The following is a 17,244-nucleotide window of genomic DNA, read 5'->3' as shown; positions in this document are numbered from 1 at the left end:
CCCGCCCACCCGCGCCCTTCCCTGCGGCGCCGTGACGTTCGAGCGCGCCGTTGAACCAGTCCATCCAGCGCCCGTGCCGCAGCTCGAGGTAGGCCAGGATCAGGTCGTTCTTGCTCGGGAAGTGCCGGTAGAAGGTGACCTTCGTGACGCCCGACGCCGCGATCACGCGGTCGATGCCGGTGGCGCGGATGCCCTCGGCATAGAACAGGTCGTGGGCGGTGCGCAGGATGCGCTCGCGGGCGGGCAGCTCGCCGATGTCCACGCTGCCGTTGGTGTCGTCCATCCGGTCATTGTAGACAGACCTGTCTACATCCGCCAGAATCCGACCCACGTAGACAGATCTGTCTACATGAGCCGATCGACTTCCCCCTCCGCTGGTCGATCGGCAGCCCGCTCTCTACCGACCTGCCCGCCTTCGACGAAAGGACCTCGACCATGGACACCCGCCCTCCCCTGCCTCCGTTCACCCGCGAGACCGCCATCCAGAAGATCCGCCTGGCCGAGGACGGCTGGAACAGCCGCGACCCGGCGCGCATCGTGCTGGCCTACAGCCCGGATACCAAGTGGCGCAACCGCGCCGAGTTCCCCCAAGGTCGCGACCAGGCCCAGGCGCTGCTGGAGCGCAAGTGGACGCGCGAGCTGGACTACCGCCTGATCAAGGAGCTGTGGGCCCATGAAGGCAACCGCATCGCCGTGCGTTTCGTCTACGAGTGGCATGACGACGCCGGCAACTGGTTCCGCAGCCACGGCAACGAGAACTGGGAGTTCGACGCCCAGGGCCTGATGACGCACCGCCACGCCAGCATCAACGACCAGCCGATCAAGGCCGAGGACCGCAAGTTCCATTGGCCGCTGGGCCGTCGTCCGGACGACCACCCGGGACTGACCGAGCTGGGGCTCTGACATCAGGCCGGACTTCAGACCTGACCCCAGGGCGTGCCCCTGTGATCCACCAAAAGCGGGCCTGGCCCGCTTTTTCTTTGCGCGGTCCGTACCGCATGTCCGGAAACGCCGGATCTACGGCTGTTTGCTCCTCTACGACTCCCGCCCAGGTGCCCAACATCCTGAACCAGCGGTGCTCGATCACCGCCAGCGCGGGGACGGGCCTCATGGACTGACCCGACGCGAATCCCTCCGATCCGCATCGGCCGCCCGCGGCCGACTCCGGTCATCCCCATTTCGCCAAAGCAGACCATGAAGAAGACCATCCTGATCACCGGCACGTCCAACGGTTTCGGCAAGGACGCCGCCCTCACGCTGGCCGCCGCCGGCCACCGCGTGTTCGCCACCATGCGCGACATCGCCGGCCGCCACGCGCAGGTCGCGCAGGAACTGCGCGCCCAAGGCATCGAGGTCGTCGAGCTCGACGTCAAGCAGGACGCCAGCGTGGAGGCGGCGTTCCAGTCGGTGCTCGCCAAGACCGGCGGCACGCTGGACGTGCTGATCAACAACGCGGGGCTGATGATCCAGGGCATCTCGGAGACCATCACCACCGAGCAGACCCGCGAGATGTTCGACGTGAACGTCTTCGGCCTGCAGCGCACGACGCGCGCCGTGCTGCCCGCGATGCGCCAGGCCCGCGCCGGCCTGATCGTCAACATCGGCTCCATCCTGGGCCGCGTGACCATCCCCTTCGTCGGCCTGTACGGCGCAACCAAGCATGCGGTCGAGGCGATGACCGAGTCCTACCGCTACGAGCTCTCGCAGCTCGGCGTCGACGTCGTGCTGGTCCAGCCCAGCGCGTATCCGACCAACCTGTACTCGACGCACCTCCACCCGGCGGACAGCGCCCGCGAGCCGGCCTACGGCGACGTCGCCAACGTGCCGAAGGCCTTCGTCGCCTTCCTGGGCAGCGTCTTCAGCGGCACCGACGCGCCCAACCCGCACGACGTCGCGCAAGCGCTGCTGAAGCTGGTCGAGACGCCCGCCGGTCAGCGACCGGATCGCGTGGTCGTCGGCAACCCGTTCGGCGCCTCCGATGTCAACACCGTCGTCAAGCCGATCCAGGCCCAGCTGATCGACGGCATCGGCATGAGCGGCCTCGCCTCGCTGAAGGCCTGAGCCCGGTCCGACGGCGCCCACGCGTCCGTCGTCGCACACCGCCCGTCGTCGCTTCGACCGGGCTCTCCCCGGTCGACGGCCCTCCGCGCTGTGGCAAAGCAGTCCGCGGAGGCGCTTTGAGGGGCGACCCATTCGGGCCGCCCCTCTCTTTTTAGTAAACACACATCATCTATTCGTTGACTCTTTAGATGATGACCCTTAGCATTCGCTTCGTTAGTGAACAAACATCATCTAAATGAGAATCGCCATGACTGAACAAGCTCAAGACCGCGGCCTGACCACCGCCTCCCGTGCGTCCACCTCGTCCTTCCGGTTGTGGGCCGGGGGCCTCGGTCTGGCCGTGGTCGCCGCCGCAGCCATGATCGCCGTCGGCTACACGCCCGACACGCAAGCCAATGCCGCGCCGGCGCCGCTGCCGGTCGTCGGCGTGAGCGCGCCCTTGCAGCGTGCAGTGGATTCGCAGCTCACGCTGCTGGGACAGTACGCGGCGGTCAACCGCGTCGAGCTGCGCGCGCAGGTCGGCGGCACGCTGGCGCAGATCCACTTCAAGGACGGCGACCTGGTGCACAAGGGCGATCTGCTGTTCGTCATCGATCCCGAGCCGTACGAGATCAAGCTCAGCCAGGCGCAGGCCCTGCTGGCTGCCGCCAACGCCCGCCTGGACCTCGCCACCCGCCAGCTGACGCGGGCGGAGACGCTGAAGGCCACCGACGCCGGTTCCGCCGAGAACGTCGAGCAGCGCCACGCCGACAAGCTCGCCGCCGCGGCCGCCGTCGACGGCGCGCAGGCGCAGGTGCGCGACGCGCGCTTCGATCTGGCGCAGACGCGCGTCGTGGCGCCCTTCACCGGCCGCATCGGCGATCACCAGGTCTCCATCGGCAACCTCGTGGCCGGCAGCCGCGGCGGCACCAGCCCCACCACGCTGCTGACCACGCTGGTGTCGCTCGATCCGATCTACCTGAACTTCGACATGAGCGAGGCCGATTACACCGCCTACGCCCGCGGCCGCGGCGAGCAGCCGCTGGGCGGCGACCGGGTCGCCGTGTCGCTGGGCGACTCCGCCGACTTCGGCCGCGACGGCACGCTCAACTTCATCGACAACGCGCTGGACCGGTCCCGCGGCACCATCCACGCCCGCGCGGTCGTGTCCAACAAGGATCTGCACCTCACGCCGGGCGGCTTCGCCCGCGTGCGGCTGTCCACCTCCAAGCCGCAGCCGGTGCTGCTGGTGCCCGATGCCTCCGTGCTGCCGGACCAGTCCAGCCACTTCGTGCTGACGGTGGGCAAGGACGGCACGGTCGAACCGAAGACCGTGCAGATCGGCGAACTGCGCGGCTCGCTGCGCGTGATCCGCGCCGGCCTCGCCACGACGGACAGCGTGGTCGTCGAAGGCGTGCCGGTGACACGACCTGGCACCAAGGTCTCGCCCAAGCAGCAGCCCATCGTCGACGACACCGCGCCGGCGCAGGCCAAGGCCGGCCAGGGCCAAGGCCAGGGTCAAGACGGCTCCCAGCACCTCAGCCAGAAATAAGTCCGCCCACGGACATCCAGGAGCCCCGCTGTGAAGCTCTCACACTTCTTCATCGAGCACCCGCGCTTCGCCGCGGTGCTCAACATCTTCATCGTGGTGTTCGGCCTGGCCGCGCTGGTATTCCTGCCGGTCGCCCAGTACCCCGACATCGTCCCGCCCACCGTCTCCGTCCAGACCCGTTATCCCGGCGCCTCCGCCGAGGTCGTCGCCCGCACCGTCGCCACGCCGCTTGAACAGGCGATCAACGGCGTCGAGGGCATGGACTACATCAGCAGCCAGTCCACCGGCAACGGCCAGTTGACGATCACGGTCGTCTTCAAGCTGGGCACCGACGCCAACACCGGGCTGATGCTCACGCGCAACCGCGTCAACGACTCGCTGTCACGGCTGCCGCAGGAGGTGCAGGCCCAGGGCGTGCAGGTCAAGAAGACCATCAACTCGCTGCTGCTGGGCGTGCACCCGTACTCGCCCGACGGCTCGCGCAGCGTCGAGTACATGTCCAACTACATGCTCAAGATCCGCGACGAGATCGCGCGTCTGCCGGGCGTGGCCGACTTCCAGCTGTTCGGCAACCGCGAATACGCGATGCGCATCTGGATCGATCCGGACAAGGCCGCCGCGGACAACATCAGCGCCAACGAGATCCTGGCCGCGCTGCGCGCACAGAACGCGCAGGTCTCGGCCGGCGTGCTGAATGCGCCGCCGGTGAAGACCACCGCCGCCTACGAGATCAACGTCGAGACGTTGGGGCGGCTGACCACGCCGGAGCAGTTCGGCGACGTCATCGTCAAGTCCGACGTGAAGGGCCGCGTGACCCGCATCCGCGACATCGGCCGCGTGGAGCTGGGCTCGCTGGACTACGGCTCCATCGCCTACGCCGACCGTTACCCGTCGTCGCCGTGGTTCCCGATCGCCACGCCGGGGGCCAACGTCGTCGAGACCGAGAACGCCATCTGGGACAAGATGGCCGAGCTCAAGAAGACCTTCCCGTCCGGGATGGACTACATGAAGATCTACGACCCGACGACCTTCGTCAGCCAGTCGATCCACGAAGTCATCCTGACGGTGTTCATCGCGATCCTGCTGGTGGTCGGCGTGGTCTACGCCTTCCTGCAGACCTGGCGCGCGACCATCATCCCGGTGGTGGCCATCCCGATCTCGCTGATCGGGACCTTCGCGGTGCTGCATGTGCTGGGGATCTCGATCAACAACCTGTCGATGTTCGGGTTGATCCTGGCGGTGGGCATCGTCGTGGACGACGCCATCGTGGTGGTCGAGAACGTCGAGCGCAACATGGCCATGGGCATGAGCCCCCGCGAGGCGGCGCACCGCACCATGGACGAGGTCTCCACCGCGCTGATCGCCATCGCGATGACGCTGTGCGCGGTGTTCGTGCCCTCGGCCTTCATCAGCGGCATCTCGGGCCTGTTCTTCACGCAGTTTGCGGTCACGATCGCCGCGTCGACCATCATCTCCGCCGCCGTCTCGCTGACGCTGAGCCCGGCGCTGTGCGCGGTGCTGCTCAAGCCGCACGACCATGACGCCAAGCCGCGAGGCCTGGGCCGCCTGGTGCGCGCCGGCTTCGCGCGCTTCAACATCGGCTTCGAGTGGATGTCGACGAAGTACGGCCAGCTCACCGCCCGACTGGTCCGTGCCACTACCGTCATCGGCGTGATCTACCTCGTGCTGATCGGCGTCACCGGCTTCCACATGTCGCGCATGCCCTCGGGCTTCATCCCCGAGCAGGACATCGGCTACCAGGCCGTGGTCGTGATCCTGCCGCCGGGCTCCAGCCTGCAGCGCACCGATGAAGTCCTGCGCAAGGTCAACGACATCGTGCTGAAGGTGCCGGGCGTCAAGCACAACTCGCCGGTGTCCGGCCTGGACGTCACCACCAACACCATCGCGCCCAACGTCGGCACGGTGTTCTATTCGCTGCCCTCGCTCTACGGCGAGCACGTCAAGGGCGTCAACGCCGCGGTCATGCTGCCGCGGGTGCGCGCGGCGCTGGCCGGCATCAAGGACGCGGTGGTGATCGTGGTGAACCCGCCCGCCGTGCAGGGTCTGGGCGCGGCCGGCGGCTTCAAGCTGATGGTGCAGGACCGCGGCGACCACACCGCGCAGGAACTGGCGGACGCGACCAACAAGCTGGTCACCGCCGCCAACCAGGACCCGCATTTCGCCGGCGTGTTCACGCTGTACAACGCGGGTGCGCCGTCGGTCTACGCCGACATCGACCGCGAGAAGGCGCAGAAGGTCGGTCTCACGCCCACGGACGTGTTCTCGACGCTGCAGCTCTACCTGGGCTCGCAGTACGTGAGCGACTTCAACTACCTGAGCCGCACCTACCAGGTCGTCGCCCAGGCGGATGAGCAGTTCCGTCGCACGCCCGAGGACATCGCGCGCCTGAAGGTCCGCAACGCCACCGGCGACATGGTGCCCATCGGCTCGGTCGCGACCTTCAAGTACAAGACGACGCCGTACCGCCAGCCGCGCCACAACCTGTTCCCGGCGGCCGACGTGCTCGGTTCCGCCGCCCCTGACGTGTCCTCGGGCACGGCGATGGCGCGGATGGAAGCGCTGGCCAAGGAGGTCCTGCCGCCCGGCTTCGCGATCGAGTGGACCGAGCTGTCGCACCAGCAGAAGAAGCAGGGCATCCCGACGATCCTGATCTTCGCGGCCTCGGCGGTGTTCGTGTTCCTTGTGCTGGCCGCCCAGTACGAGAGCTGGAAGCTGCCGCTGGCGATCGTGCTGATCGTGCCGATGTGCCTGCTGGCCTCGGCGATCGGGCTGGACATCCGCGGCATGCCGATCGACATCCTGGCCCAGATCGGATTCGTTGTCCTTGTGGGCCTGGCGGCGAAGAACGCGATCCTGATCGTGGAGTTCGCCCGCCAGAAGCAGGACCAGGAAGGCGATACGCCGGAAGAGGCCGCAACCTCCGCCGCCCGCACGCGTCTGCGTCCGATCCTGATGACGTCCTTCGCCTTCATCCTGGGGGTGTTCCCGCTGGTCGTGGCCACCGGGGCCGGCGCCGAGATGCGCCAGTCGCTGGGCACCGCGGTCTTCGCGGGCATGGTCGGCGTGCTGATCTTCGGCCTGCTGTTCACCCCCAGCTTCTACACCTTCGTCCGCAAGATCGGATCGAGGAGCAAGACATGATCCGCCACCTGACACTCGTCTCCAAGGGCGCGGTCCTCACCGCCGTGTTCAGCGCCGTGCTCGCCGCCTGCGCGGTCGGTCCCGACTACAGCACGCCGAGGAGCGACCTGGCGCCGTTCCACAACAGACTCGCCGCCGCCGGGGTCGCGGATGCAGCCGGCGCCGCGGCGCGCGCCTCGCTCGACCAATGGTGGACGGGCTTCAACGATCCCATGCTGGCCGAGGTCGTGCAGCGCGCGCTGGATCAGAACCTCGATCTGGCCGCGTCCATCGCCCGGGTGCAGCAGGCCCGGGCGGCCGCCGCGAGCGCTGGTGCGGACCTGCTGCCGTCCGGCGCGCTCGACGCGTCGGCGAGCTACCAGCGCCAGAGCCTCCGCAGCCCGAGCGGCGCGGCGGCGTCCTCGCTGCCCGGTTATTCGCGCGGCATCCATGACTACTCGGCCGGGCCGGCGGCAAGTTGGGAGCTGGATCTCTTCGGCGGACTGCGGCGCACGGCCGACGCCTTCAAGGCGGAGGCGCAGGCCGCCGAGGCCGATCACTTCGGCACGCGCGTCATCGTGGCCGCCGACGCCGCGGATGCCTACCTGCAGATCCGCAGCTACCAGGCGCGGCTGGCGGTGGCCCAGCATCAGATCGACGACGACGAGCACCTGCTGCGACTGGTCCGCGACCGCTACGCCGCCGGCGCCGCGACCGGCCGTGAAGTCGCGCAGGCCGATGCGCTGCTGAAGCAGGCCCGGACCAGCGTGCCGCCGCTGACGATCGGCTTGGAGCAGCAGCTCAACCGGCTCGACGTGCTGATGGGTGTGCAGCCCGGCACCTATGCGCAGCAGCTCGGGAAGGAGCGCGACATCCCGTCCATTCCGCCGGTCCCCGCGGACAGCGAGCCGTCGGAAATGCTGCGTCGTCGGCCCGACATCATCGCGGCCGAGCGCCGGCTCGCCGCGTCCAGCGAGCGCATCGGCGCGGCCGTCTCGAACTACTACCCGAAGTTCTCGCTCTCCGCCGTGCTCGGCTTCGAGAGCGCGAAGGCCGGCAAGCTGTTCACCTCCGCCGCCTTCCAGCCCGCCGCGCAGGCGGGTCTGCGCTGGCGTCTGTTCGACTTCGGCAAGGTCGACGCGGAAGTGGCGCAGGCCAAGGGCGGCAACGCCGAGGCGCTCGCGCTCTACCGGCAGTCGGTGCTGAAGGCCGCGCAGGACGTGGAGGACTCGTTGACGGTCCTCGTCCAGACGCAGCTGCGCCTGAACCAGGTGCAGGAGCAGGTCGATGCACTGGTGAAGTCGCGCGACCTGTCCGAGCAGGCCTATCGCAGTGGCTCCATCACCTTGACCGACGTGCTGGATGCCGACCGTCAGCTGCTCAACGCCCGCGACGAACTGGCATCGAGCAAGGCCAACGCGGCCCGCGCGGCGGTCGGCGTCTACCGCGCGCTGGGCGGCGGCTGGTCGCCGGCCACGACAGTGGCCGCGACGGACGCATCGACAACCGCCACGACCGCTGCAGGTCCTGCCTCCGCGACCACCCGGTGAACCTCAAGCCATTGATCCTCAAGCCATTGACCCTCAAGCCACTGGAGCACTGACATGACACACGTTTCCGCATTCCGTCGTCTGCACCAAGGTCCGGGCGTCCTGCGCCTGCCCAACGCGTGGGACGCGGTGTCCGCCCGGCTGTTCGAGCAGGCGGGCGCGTCCGCGATCGCCACCACCAGCGCGGGCGTGGCATGGGCGCTCGGTTATCGCGACGGCCGCTCGTTGCCGGTGGAAGAGGCCCTGGGCGTGGCGCAACGCATCGTGCGCGTCGCGAAGGGCCCCGTCTCGATCGACATCGAGAACGGCTATGCCGACGACCCGGAACAGGTCGCTCGAACGGTGGCGCGGCTGGTCAGCCTCGGCGTCGCCGGCATCAACATCGAGGACGGCCCGGACGACCCCGCGCTGCTGGCGGCGAAGATCCGCGCCATCCGCGAGATGCTCGCGGTCGCTGGTGCGGACCTCTTCATCAACGCGCGCACCGACGTGATCCTGGCCGACCTGGTCGAACCGTCGCTGCAGGTGGAGGAAACGATCCGGCGCGGCCTGCAGTACGCGGCGGCTGGCGCCGACGGCCTCTTCGTGCCGGGCGCACGCGACGAGGTCGACATCGAGGAGATCGCCCGCCGCGTCGCGTTGCCGCTGAACGTGATGGCCTGGCCCGACCTGGCGCCGGCGGCCACCCTGGCCAGGCTCGGCGTGCGGCGGCTCAGCGCGGGCTCGGCGATCCCGCAGCTCGCCTGGGGCGCGGCGGAGTTCGCCGCGAAGTCCTTCCTGGAGACGGGAGAGTCCGAGCCGCTGCTCGCCGGCGCCAAGCAGTTCGGGCAGGTGCAGCAGTTGTTCCCGGCTGCTTGAGCCGGCGCCGCGGTTCGCGGCGCGCGGGGCGCACCGAGCGCGCCCAGCGCTTCAGGCGCATCAGAAGAAACAGGAGCCTCGGCTCCTGTTTGTCGTTGCGTCCATCGCCGCCTGTCTCAAGAGGTTCAGGCGGCTGAAGCGGCTCATGCGGGATCGGCTTCCTTCTGCTGCAACGGCACGTCGACGTCGATCAGCCGCGCGATGCGCCGCCGCGTGGTCGCGAGGATGCGGTCCGACAGCGCCGGGTCGTCGACGATGCGCGCGATGGTCAGCGCGCCCACCATGTTGGTCAGCAGGCTCAGCGCGGTGTCGGTGCCGTCCTCGCCCTCATGCACGCGCAGATAGGGCGCGATGTTGGCGACGATCTTGCGGAAGCTGTCCGTCGCGTTGTGCCGCGTGGTCTCGTCCGCGCGCGCCAGCTCGCTGCCGTTGGCGGCCAACGGGCAGCCGTCCTCGCGCGCATCGCGGTAGTCCTGGGTCACATAGTCCTGGAACACATCCATCAGCGCCTGCGCGCCCTGCTCCGCCGCGACGTTGGAGTCCAGCAGCAGGTTCTTCGCGCTGGCCGACATGGCCTCCGTGACGAGCTGTTCCTTGGAGCTGAAGTGGCGATAGAAGCCGCCGTGCGTCAGCCCGGCGGCCGCCATGATCTCCGCCACGCCGGTGCCGTCGATGCCCTGCCGGCGGAATGCCTTCGCGGCGACTTCGACGATGCGTTTGCGCGTCTCCGCAGTCTCTGCCTTCGACTTCTTCATGTCGGTTCCTCGGTAGTTGACCCATGCTAGCCAAAACACGGTTTAGTGTAAAGGCATCATCTAAGTATTGACTCCCAGAAAGGTGTCTCCTAGCATTCGCTCGTTTAGTGAATCTCGATCATCTAACCAGCAGCCCGGTGCGCCGGGGCGTGAAGGAGACACCGCGATGGACAAGCGCCTCTTGATCCTGGCCCTGGGCATGTTTGCCCTGGGCACCGACAGCTTCGTGATCGCCGGCGTGCTGCCGGAGATCGCCCGGGAGTTCAACGTGGAAGTCGGCCTGGCCGGTCAGCTCACCACGGTCTATGCGATCGCCTACGCCCTGCTCTCGCCGACGATCGCGGCCGTGGCGGCGTCGGTGCCTCGCAAGCAGCTGATGCTGTGGGGGCTGGGCATCTTCGTGATCGCCAACCTGGCGACCGCCTTCGCGCCGACCTTCGCGCTGGCGCTGGTGTCGCGCGCCTTCGCCGGCCTCGGCGCGGCGATGTACGCGCCGACCGCCACCGGCACGGGCGCGATGATCGTCGGCCCGGAACAGCGCGGCAAGGCGCTCACCATCATCGTGGCGGGACTGACCGCGGCCACCGCGCTGGGCGCGCCCATCGGCACGGTGATCGGCGGCCTGGGCGACTGGCGTTGGACGATGTTCTTCGTGTCCTTCGTCGGCCTCGCTGCGGCCGGCGGCATCGCGACGATGCTGCGCGACATCCCGCTGCCGACCAGGGTGAGCCTGGCCGCGCGCGTGGCGCCGCTCAAGGACGCACGGGTCGGCCTGACGCTGGCGACCACGCTGTTCGCCATGGCCGCGAACTTCGTGATCTACACCTACTTCTCGGTGGTGTTCGACCGCGTGCTGACCAGCGCGGCGCTCTTCGGCGCGCTGCTGGTGCTGTGGGGCTCGGGCGGGACGGTGACCAACGTCGTCCTGTCGCGCCTGCTGGACCGCTTCGGCCCGCGGCCGGTGCTGCTGACGATGCTGTCGGTCCTGGCGCTGGACATGGCGCTGCTGCCCTGGGCGAGCGCGCATCTCTGGTCCTCCGTCGTCGCCATCGCAATCTGGGGCATCACCGGCTGGGGCATCATGGGCCCGCAGCAGTACCGGCTGGTCGGCATCGCGCCCACCATCGCGCCGGTGGTGCTCGGCCTCAACACCGCGGCGACCTACCTGGGCGTGACGCTGGCCGGCATGCTGGGCGCCTTCGGCATCCACGCGTTCGGCGGACATCAGCTGCCGCTGTTCGCGGTGCTGTTCCTGGTGGTGGCGATCGCCGCGTCCGAACTGGCGGGACGGCGTATCGCCGCGACGACGACGACGACGGCGGCGGCGACGCCCACGTCGACATCGACCTCCACCCAGACCTCGGGGCCGGCCTCCCTGTCGACCGGGAGCCCCTCGTGATCCGCGTCGGCATGGCGCTCTATCCCGAGTTCCAGCTCATCAACCTGGCGATGGCGACTGCGTTCGAGTACGCCAACCAGTCGTTCAACAAGCCGCACTTCCATCTCACGTTGATGTCGGCGAATGGCGGCCCGGTACGGACCTCCGCGGGCGTCGAGGTGAGCACCGTGCCCTTCGACGACACGCGCTTCGACACGCTGCTCGTGGTGGGCGACAACGACGCCACGGTGGGACCGCCGGCGCTGCTGGACTTCCTGCGTTTCTCCGCGGGCCGGACGCGGCGCATCGGCGGACCGTGCAGCGGCGCCTTCAACCTCGCGGGGGCCGGGCTGCTCGACGGACGTCGCGCGACAACGCACTGGTTCCACGCGCTCAAGATGAAGCACGAGCACCCGGCGGTGAAGCTGATGGACGACAAGATCTTCGTCCACGACAACGGACTCTGGACCTCCGCTGGCGCGACGGCCTGCATCGACCTGGCGCTGGCCTTCATCGAGGACGACGTCGGACCGGAGATCGCCAAGCTCACCGCGAAGAAGCTGGTCGTGTCGCACCGCCGGATGGGCGGGCAATCGCAACATTCGGCGCTGCTGGAGATGACGCCGCGCACCGACCGCATCCACAAGGCGCTGGCCTATGCGAAGGCCAACCTCGCGAAGGAGCTGTCGGTGGAGGCGCTCTCGCGGATCGTGCATCTGAGCCCGCGCCAGTTCAGCCGCGCCTTCACCGATGAGACGGGGCTGACGCCGGCCAAGGCCGTCGAGCGGCTGCGGCTGGAGGCGGCACGGCTGATGGTCGAGTCCAGCAGCGTGCCCATCGACGTGATCGCGAAGGACACGGGTTTCATCGATCCGGACCGGATGCGTCGCGCCTTCGTCCGTGTTTATGCGCAATCGCCGCAGGCGCTCCGCCGGCTCTCCCGGCAAGCCTGACTCACCCCGAGGAGGATTCGCCCTCCCGCCACGCGCTCGGCGACCGCCCCGTGTGCCGCAGGAAGAAGCGCGTGAAGTACGCCGGGTCGGCGAAACCGAGTCCGTCGGCGATCTGCCGCACCATCAGGTTGGTGTAGCCGAGCTCGCGCTTGGCTTCGAGGAGCACGCGCTGGTGCAGCACTGCGAGGGCGGAGCACTGCAGATGCCGGCGGCACAGCCGGTTCAGCTGCGTGGGAGTGATGCCCAACGGCTCGGCCAGTTCCGCCACCGGCGGTTGGCGGCGGTAGTGGCGCTCGACCTGTTCGCGGTAGCGGGTCAGGTGTTGCAGCGCGCGCCCGTCGCCGGCCGTGTGGGCGTGGGCCTGTTGCGCTCCGTCCGAGGCGCCGAAGCGCGCCGCTTGCGTCGCCAGCAGCGCCACCGCGTGGTCCAGCGCCGGAGCGCGCCACGCGCCGGCCCCCGCGTAGTCTTCCCGCAGGCCGTGGCCGACGGCGAACAACGCGCGGGTCACCGTCGCGCCGCGGTCCAGCGCGACCAGCCGCGGCTCGGACAGGCTGTCCAGCAGTTCAGGCAGATGATCGAGCAGCTCGCGCAGCCGGCTCTGATCCAGCGTGACGACCAGCCCTTCCGTCTCCGGCGCGAAGCGGAAGCCGTGCACCGCCAGCGCCGGCACCCAGACCAGCGCCGGGGCGCGCAGGACGCGCTCTTCCTCGTCCATGCGGACAGTGACGCGGCCGCGTTCGATCAGCAGCAGCTGCACCAGCGCGCCGTGGCGATGCGGCTGGATTTCCCAATTGTGCAAGCGGCTGCGGTCGGCGATCGACTCCAAATGCAGGCCGTCCAGCGCCGGGGAACGGCCATCCTCGCCGTAGAGGGAATACACCGGCGTTGAACCGCGGCGGCGGGAGGAACGACGAAGCGCGTGATCGACAGCCATGGGTTCGGATTGTGCAAGCCCGTGTCGGAGTCGTCCATTCACCGTCGGGCCGTCGATCCGTAGGCTCCACGCCATGAAGACCTTACGCACCCAGGTGCTCATCGTCGGTGCCGGACCGGCGGGGCTGCTGCTCGGCCAGCTGCTGCACCGCGTCGGGATTGACACCGTCATCGTCGAACGACAGAGCGGCGAGCACGTGCTGTCGCGCATCCGCGCCGGCGTGCTCGAACAGGGCACGGCCGATCTGATGGACGAGGCCGGCGTCGGCGCCCGGATGCACGCGGAGGGATTGGTGCACGACGGCTTCGAACTCGCGGTCGACGGCGTGCGCCATCGCATCGACCTGCGCGCGCTCACCGGCGGACGCACGGTGCTGGTCTACGGGCAGACCGAGGTCACGCGCGACCTGATGGCCGCTCGTGCCGCTGCGGGACTGACCACGCTGTACGAAGCGTCCGAGGTCCGGATCGAAGGATTCGACAGCGCAACGCCGCGCGCGCAGTGCACTGTCCATGGCGAGCGGGTCGAGATCAGCGCCGACTTCATCGCCGGCTGCGACGGCTTCCACGGCGTGTGCCGCGCCAGCGTTCCCGCGAGCGCCATCCAGCTCTATGAGAAGGTCTATCCCTTCGGCTGGCTCGGCCTTCTGAGCGACACGCCGCCCGTCTCCGAGGAGCTGATCTACAGCCGCCATGCGCGCGGTTTCAGCCTGTGCAGCATGCGGTCGGCGACGCGCAGCCGCTATTACCTGCAGGTACCGGCGACCGAACGCGTCGAGGACTGGAGCGATGCGCGCTTCTGGGATGAACTGCGAGCGCGACTCGACCGCGAGGCCGCGGAGTCGCTGATCACCGGACCCTCGCTGGAGAAGAGCGTGGCGCCGCTGCGCAGCTTCGTGGCGGAGCCGATGCGCTTCGGCCGGCTGTTCCTCGCGGGCGATGCGGCGCACATCGTGCCGCCGACCGGCGCGAAGGGACTCAACCTCGCGGCGTCCGACGTCCGCTACCTGTCGCAGGCATTGATCGAGCACTACCGCGAACGCAGCGACGCCGGTCTGGACCACTACTCCGCGCGCTGCCTCGCCCGTGTGTGGAAGGCGGAGCGCTTCTCGTGGTGGTTGACCAGCCTGATGCACAACTTCGATCAGGAGCCCGCGTTCCAGGCGAAGCTCCAGGCCGCCGAACTGGACTATGTGCTCGGCTCCGAAGCCGCGCAGCGGGCGCTCGCCGAGAACTACGTCGGCTTGCCGCTGTAGTCGGACGTCGGACTGATTCGATCACCCTGCCCGGACATCGACCGGGTCGAGGATCAACCTTCGATGATGTTCAGGAAATGGTCGAGGATCACGAAGTGGTCCTCGAACATCTGCGACTCCATCGCCGGCAGCTCGTCGCGGTGGAACCAGCGCGCTTCCTTGACGTCGTCGCTGCCGATGACCTCGGGCAGCGTGCCCATCTCGCCGAACTTGAAGTGATGCGCCATCGTGATCAGGCGGCCGCGCGCGCTGCGCAACGGATCCTCGAAAGTCTCGACGCCGTGCAGCGCCGCCAGGATGGAAGCCGGCAGCAGCGGGAACTGCGTCTCCTCGATCAGCTCGCGGACCGCGCAGGCGACCAGCTTCTCGCCGCGGTCCAGGTGACCGCCGGGCACCGCCCAGAGGTCCTCGCCGAACGGTCCCTTGCGGCGCACCAGCAGCACGTGGTCGCCGACCGTCACCACCGCGTCGCCCGTCATGTAGGCGACCGCCGTGTACTTCTTGCGATAACTCGCGATGGCGGCGTGCTCGGCCTTGCGCTTGCGGTACTCGGGCAGACGGCTCCAGGCCTGCAGCCAGGCCCGGACCGGCGCGCTCACATACGGCGTCATCACCGTCAGCGCGGCGTCCGGATCGTCGGCCTCGAAGAACACCTGGCGCATCGCCGTCGCGTCGACATCGGCGAGCCGTTCCACCAGTTGCTGCCGCCAGCGCGGGAAGTTGTTGAGGTAGTAGCTCGTGTGGTCCTTCTGGTGGCCGACCAGCACGATGTCCGCCTCCTCGCCGGCGATGGCGCGCACGCCCATCGTCACGGCGGCGTTCCAGCGCTTGTCGTCGAAGTAGTCGCGCACCGGCAGCACGTGCAGGCGTTGCTGCTGCTCCGGCGTCAGGTTGGCCAGCAGCATCTGCCGACGTTCCTCATGCACGAACGGGTTGCGCGGATCGCGCGCCTTATACGAGGAGCCCAGCACCGCGATCACCTCGTCGGCGAGCCCGAAGGCCGCCTGGAACAGCGCCTCCTGTCCGAGGTGCACCAGTTGCCAGCGGCCGACCACGACGGCGACGGTCTTGCGAGTCATGAAGGTCCTTCCGATGCTCAGTGCAGTGATCAGTAATGCTTCGCGGCGATCGGCAACTGCCGGCCGCTGCCGAAGGCGCGCGCCCGCAGCCGCACGATCGGCGGCGCCTGGCGGCGCTTGTATTCGTTGCGGGCGATCATGCCCTTGATCCGGGCGATCAGCGCCTGACCTTCGTCGCTTCCGCGCAGCGCCGCGACCGCAGCCTCGGCCGCCGTGCGTTCGTCGCCGGCGAGGCGTTCGCCTTCGATCAGCACCTTGAGCACCTCGTCCAGCACTTCATAAGGCGGGAGGCTGTCGGTGTCGCGTTGATCGGGCGCGAGCTCGGCGCTCGGTGGTTTGTCGAGGATCGCAGCCGGGATGATCTCGCGTCCGGCCGTCTCGTTGATATGGCGGCTCAGTGCGAACACCTCCGTCTTGTAGAGGTCGCCGATCAGCCCCAGGCCGCCGTTGGTGTCGCCGTAGAGCGTGCAGTAACCGACGGCGATCTCGCTCTTGTTGCCGGTCGTCAGCAGCAGGTGGCCCTGCGCGTTCGAGACGGTCATCAGCAGCGTGCCGCGCACACGGGCCTGCAGGTTCTCCAGCGCGAGGCCGGACGGCCGCAGCGCCAGCGTGCTCGTCGCCATCGTGTCTCCGACCTGGCGGACGATGTCCTCGATCGGGCAGGCGTCGAGCGGGATGCCGAGCGCGTCGCAAAGCGCCTTCGAATCGTCGACGCTGCCCGACGACGAGAAGCGCGACGGCATCGTGATCGCCGAGACCTTGTCCGCGCCGAGCGCCTCCACCGCGAGCGCCAGGGTCAACGCGGAGTCGATGCCGCCCGACGATCCGACGACGACGCGGTCGAAGCCGCAGCGGCGCGCGTAGTCGCGCAGGCCGAGCACGATCTGCCGGCGGTAGAACGCCATCGTGTCGAGTCCCGCGCTCGCCGGCGGTGGCGAAAGCGCACCGCCGTCACGCGAAGAGAAGAGCCCGCGATCCGTCTCGAAGCGCAGCGTGACGATGTGCGATTCGAAGCGTTCGGCCTCGAAGACCACGCCCGGCTCCGGTTCGATCGCGAAGGAGGCGCCGTCGTAGACCAGTTGGTCATGGCCGCCGATCTGATTCACGAACACCAGCGGCAGGCGGTGGCGCCAGCACGCGGCGCGGAACACGGCGTGGCGCTGCTCGCGCTTGCCGATGTTGCTCGGGCTCGCGTTGATCGAGACGATCAGGTCCGGCGCCGCGTCGGCCAGCCGCTGGAAGGGATTGACCGCGTAGTCCTTGCCGTCGTCGTTCCAACCGTCCTCGCAGATCATGAAGCCGACCTGCGTGCCGCCGATGCGCAGCACGCGGGCGACGTCCGGACCGGGCTCGAAGTGGCGGCGTTCGTCGAAGACGTTGTAGGTCGGCAGCAACTGCTTGTGATAGTCCAGCAGCACCTCGCCATCGCGGATCACCAGCAGCGAGTTGCGGAAGGCCTTGCCGGCGCCCGGGTTGCGCGTCGGCGCGCCGACGACCCAGTAGAGGGAATCGACCTCGCGCGTCGCCGCGAGCAGCGCGGTCATCGCGCGGTCCAGGCGCTGGCGGAAGTCCTCGTCATCGAGCAGGTCCGCCGGGTAGTAGCCGGTCAGCGAGAGTTCAGGGAAGACGACCAGGTCCGCGCCGTCGTGACGCGCCTGCCGCGCGGCGTCGAGGTGCAGCGCGAGGTTGCCGTCGAGGTCGCCGATCGTCGGGTTGATCTGGGCCAGGGTGATCTTGAGCATGACGTCG

General features: G+C 68.8%; 14 protein-coding genes. 9 read left to right on the top strand and 5 right to left on the bottom strand.

Annotated elements, in window-relative coordinates; genetic code table 11:
- Positions 1-283, bottom strand: a 283-nt coding sequence (locus VF536_RS14125; protein WP_331615491.1) for a helix-turn-helix domain-containing protein, incomplete at its 3' end; no start/stop codon positions are given.
- A 152-nt stretch (positions 284-435) separates the two neighbouring features.
- Between VF536_RS14125 and VF536_RS14120 the strand changes: the two genes are divergently transcribed.
- The 6 genes from VF536_RS14120 to VF536_RS14095 all read left to right on the top strand — a co-directional run bounded on the left by VF536_RS14120 (position 436) and on the right by VF536_RS14095 (position 9,141).
- Positions 436-903, top strand: a complete 468-nt coding sequence (locus VF536_RS14120; RefSeq protein WP_331615490.1) for a nuclear transport factor 2 family protein — start codon at positions 436-438, stop codon at positions 901-903.
- Between the two features lie 291 nt (positions 904-1,194).
- A complete protein-coding gene (locus VF536_RS14115; RefSeq protein ID WP_331615489.1) occupies positions 1,195-2,061 on the top strand; it encodes an SDR family oxidoreductase in 867 nt (288 codons plus the stop codon).
- 247 nt (positions 2,062-2,308) lie between these two features.
- Positions 2,309-3,592, top strand: a complete 1,284-nt coding sequence (locus tag VF536_RS14110) for an efflux RND transporter periplasmic adaptor subunit (RefSeq protein WP_331615488.1) — start codon at positions 2,309-2,311, stop codon at positions 3,590-3,592.
- Positions 3,593-3,622: 30 nt separating this feature from the next.
- A complete protein-coding gene (locus VF536_RS14105) occupies positions 3,623-6,754 on the top strand; it encodes an efflux RND transporter permease subunit (RefSeq protein ID WP_331615487.1) in 3,132 nt (1,043 codons plus the stop codon).
- Entirely contained in the window at positions 6,751-8,283 is a 1,533-nt protein-coding gene (locus VF536_RS14100) for an efflux transporter outer membrane subunit (protein WP_331615486.1), read from the top strand. The genes VF536_RS14105 and VF536_RS14100 overlap by 4 nt, the downstream gene beginning before the upstream one ends.
- A 54-nt stretch (positions 8,284-8,337) precedes the next feature.
- The gene (locus VF536_RS14095; RefSeq protein WP_331615485.1) at positions 8,338-9,141 is read left to right on the top strand and encodes an isocitrate lyase/phosphoenolpyruvate mutase family protein; all 804 of its coding nucleotides are present in this window, start codon (positions 8,338-8,340) and stop codon (positions 9,139-9,141) included.
- Between the two features lie 143 nt (positions 9,142-9,284).
- Here VF536_RS14095 and VF536_RS14090 read toward each other — a convergent pair whose 3' ends face one another.
- Positions 9,285-9,896 (bottom strand): TetR/AcrR family transcriptional regulator, encoded by a 612-nt coding sequence (locus VF536_RS14090; RefSeq protein WP_331615484.1) that lies wholly within the window; start codon positions 9,894-9,896, stop codon positions 9,285-9,287.
- Positions 9,897-10,062: 166 nt separating this feature from the next.
- Here VF536_RS14090 and VF536_RS14085 point away from each other — a divergent pair, with 166 nt between their 5' ends.
- Together VF536_RS14085 and VF536_RS14080 are read left to right on the top strand one after the other, a co-directional pair.
- Positions 10,063-11,295: an MFS transporter gene (locus VF536_RS14085; protein ID WP_331615483.1), complete on the top strand. Its 1,233-nt coding sequence runs from the start codon at positions 10,063-10,065 to the stop codon at positions 11,293-11,295.
- Entirely contained in the window at positions 11,292-12,227 is a 936-nt protein-coding gene (locus VF536_RS14080) for a GlxA family transcriptional regulator (protein WP_331615482.1), read from the top strand. The genes VF536_RS14085 and VF536_RS14080 overlap by 4 nt, the downstream gene beginning before the upstream one ends.
- Position 12,228: 1 nt before the next feature.
- Here the strand turns inward: VF536_RS14080 and VF536_RS14075 are convergent, their stop codons facing one another.
- Entirely contained in the window at positions 12,229-13,161 is a 933-nt protein-coding gene (locus VF536_RS14075; RefSeq protein WP_331615481.1) for a helix-turn-helix domain-containing protein, read from the bottom strand.
- Positions 13,162-13,234: 73 nt separating this feature from the next.
- Here VF536_RS14075 and pobA point away from each other — a divergent pair, with 73 nt between their 5' ends.
- A complete protein-coding gene (gene pobA, locus VF536_RS14070) occupies positions 13,235-14,416 on the top strand; it encodes a 4-hydroxybenzoate 3-monooxygenase (protein WP_331615480.1) in 1,182 nt (393 codons plus the stop codon).
- 53 nt (positions 14,417-14,469) lie between these two features.
- Here pobA and VF536_RS14065 read toward each other — a convergent pair whose 3' ends face one another.
- Together VF536_RS14065 and VF536_RS14060 are read right to left on the bottom strand one after the other, a co-directional pair.
- The gene (locus VF536_RS14065; RefSeq protein WP_331615479.1) at positions 14,470-15,495 is read right to left on the bottom strand and encodes an NUDIX domain-containing protein; all 1,026 of its coding nucleotides are present in this window, start codon (positions 15,493-15,495) and stop codon (positions 14,470-14,472) included.
- A gap of 29 nt (positions 15,496-15,524) precedes the next feature.
- The gene (locus VF536_RS14060; RefSeq protein WP_331615478.1) at positions 15,525-17,237 is read right to left on the bottom strand and encodes an NAD+ synthase; all 1,713 of its coding nucleotides are present in this window, start codon (positions 17,235-17,237) and stop codon (positions 15,525-15,527) included.
- Positions 17,238-17,244 lie beyond the last annotated feature (7 nt).

Source organism: Roseateles sp. (assembly GCF_036486225.1).
GTDB lineage: Bacteria > Pseudomonadota > Gammaproteobacteria > Burkholderiales > Burkholderiaceae_C > Roseateles.
This window is presented reverse-complemented; position numbering and strand designations above follow the sequence as displayed.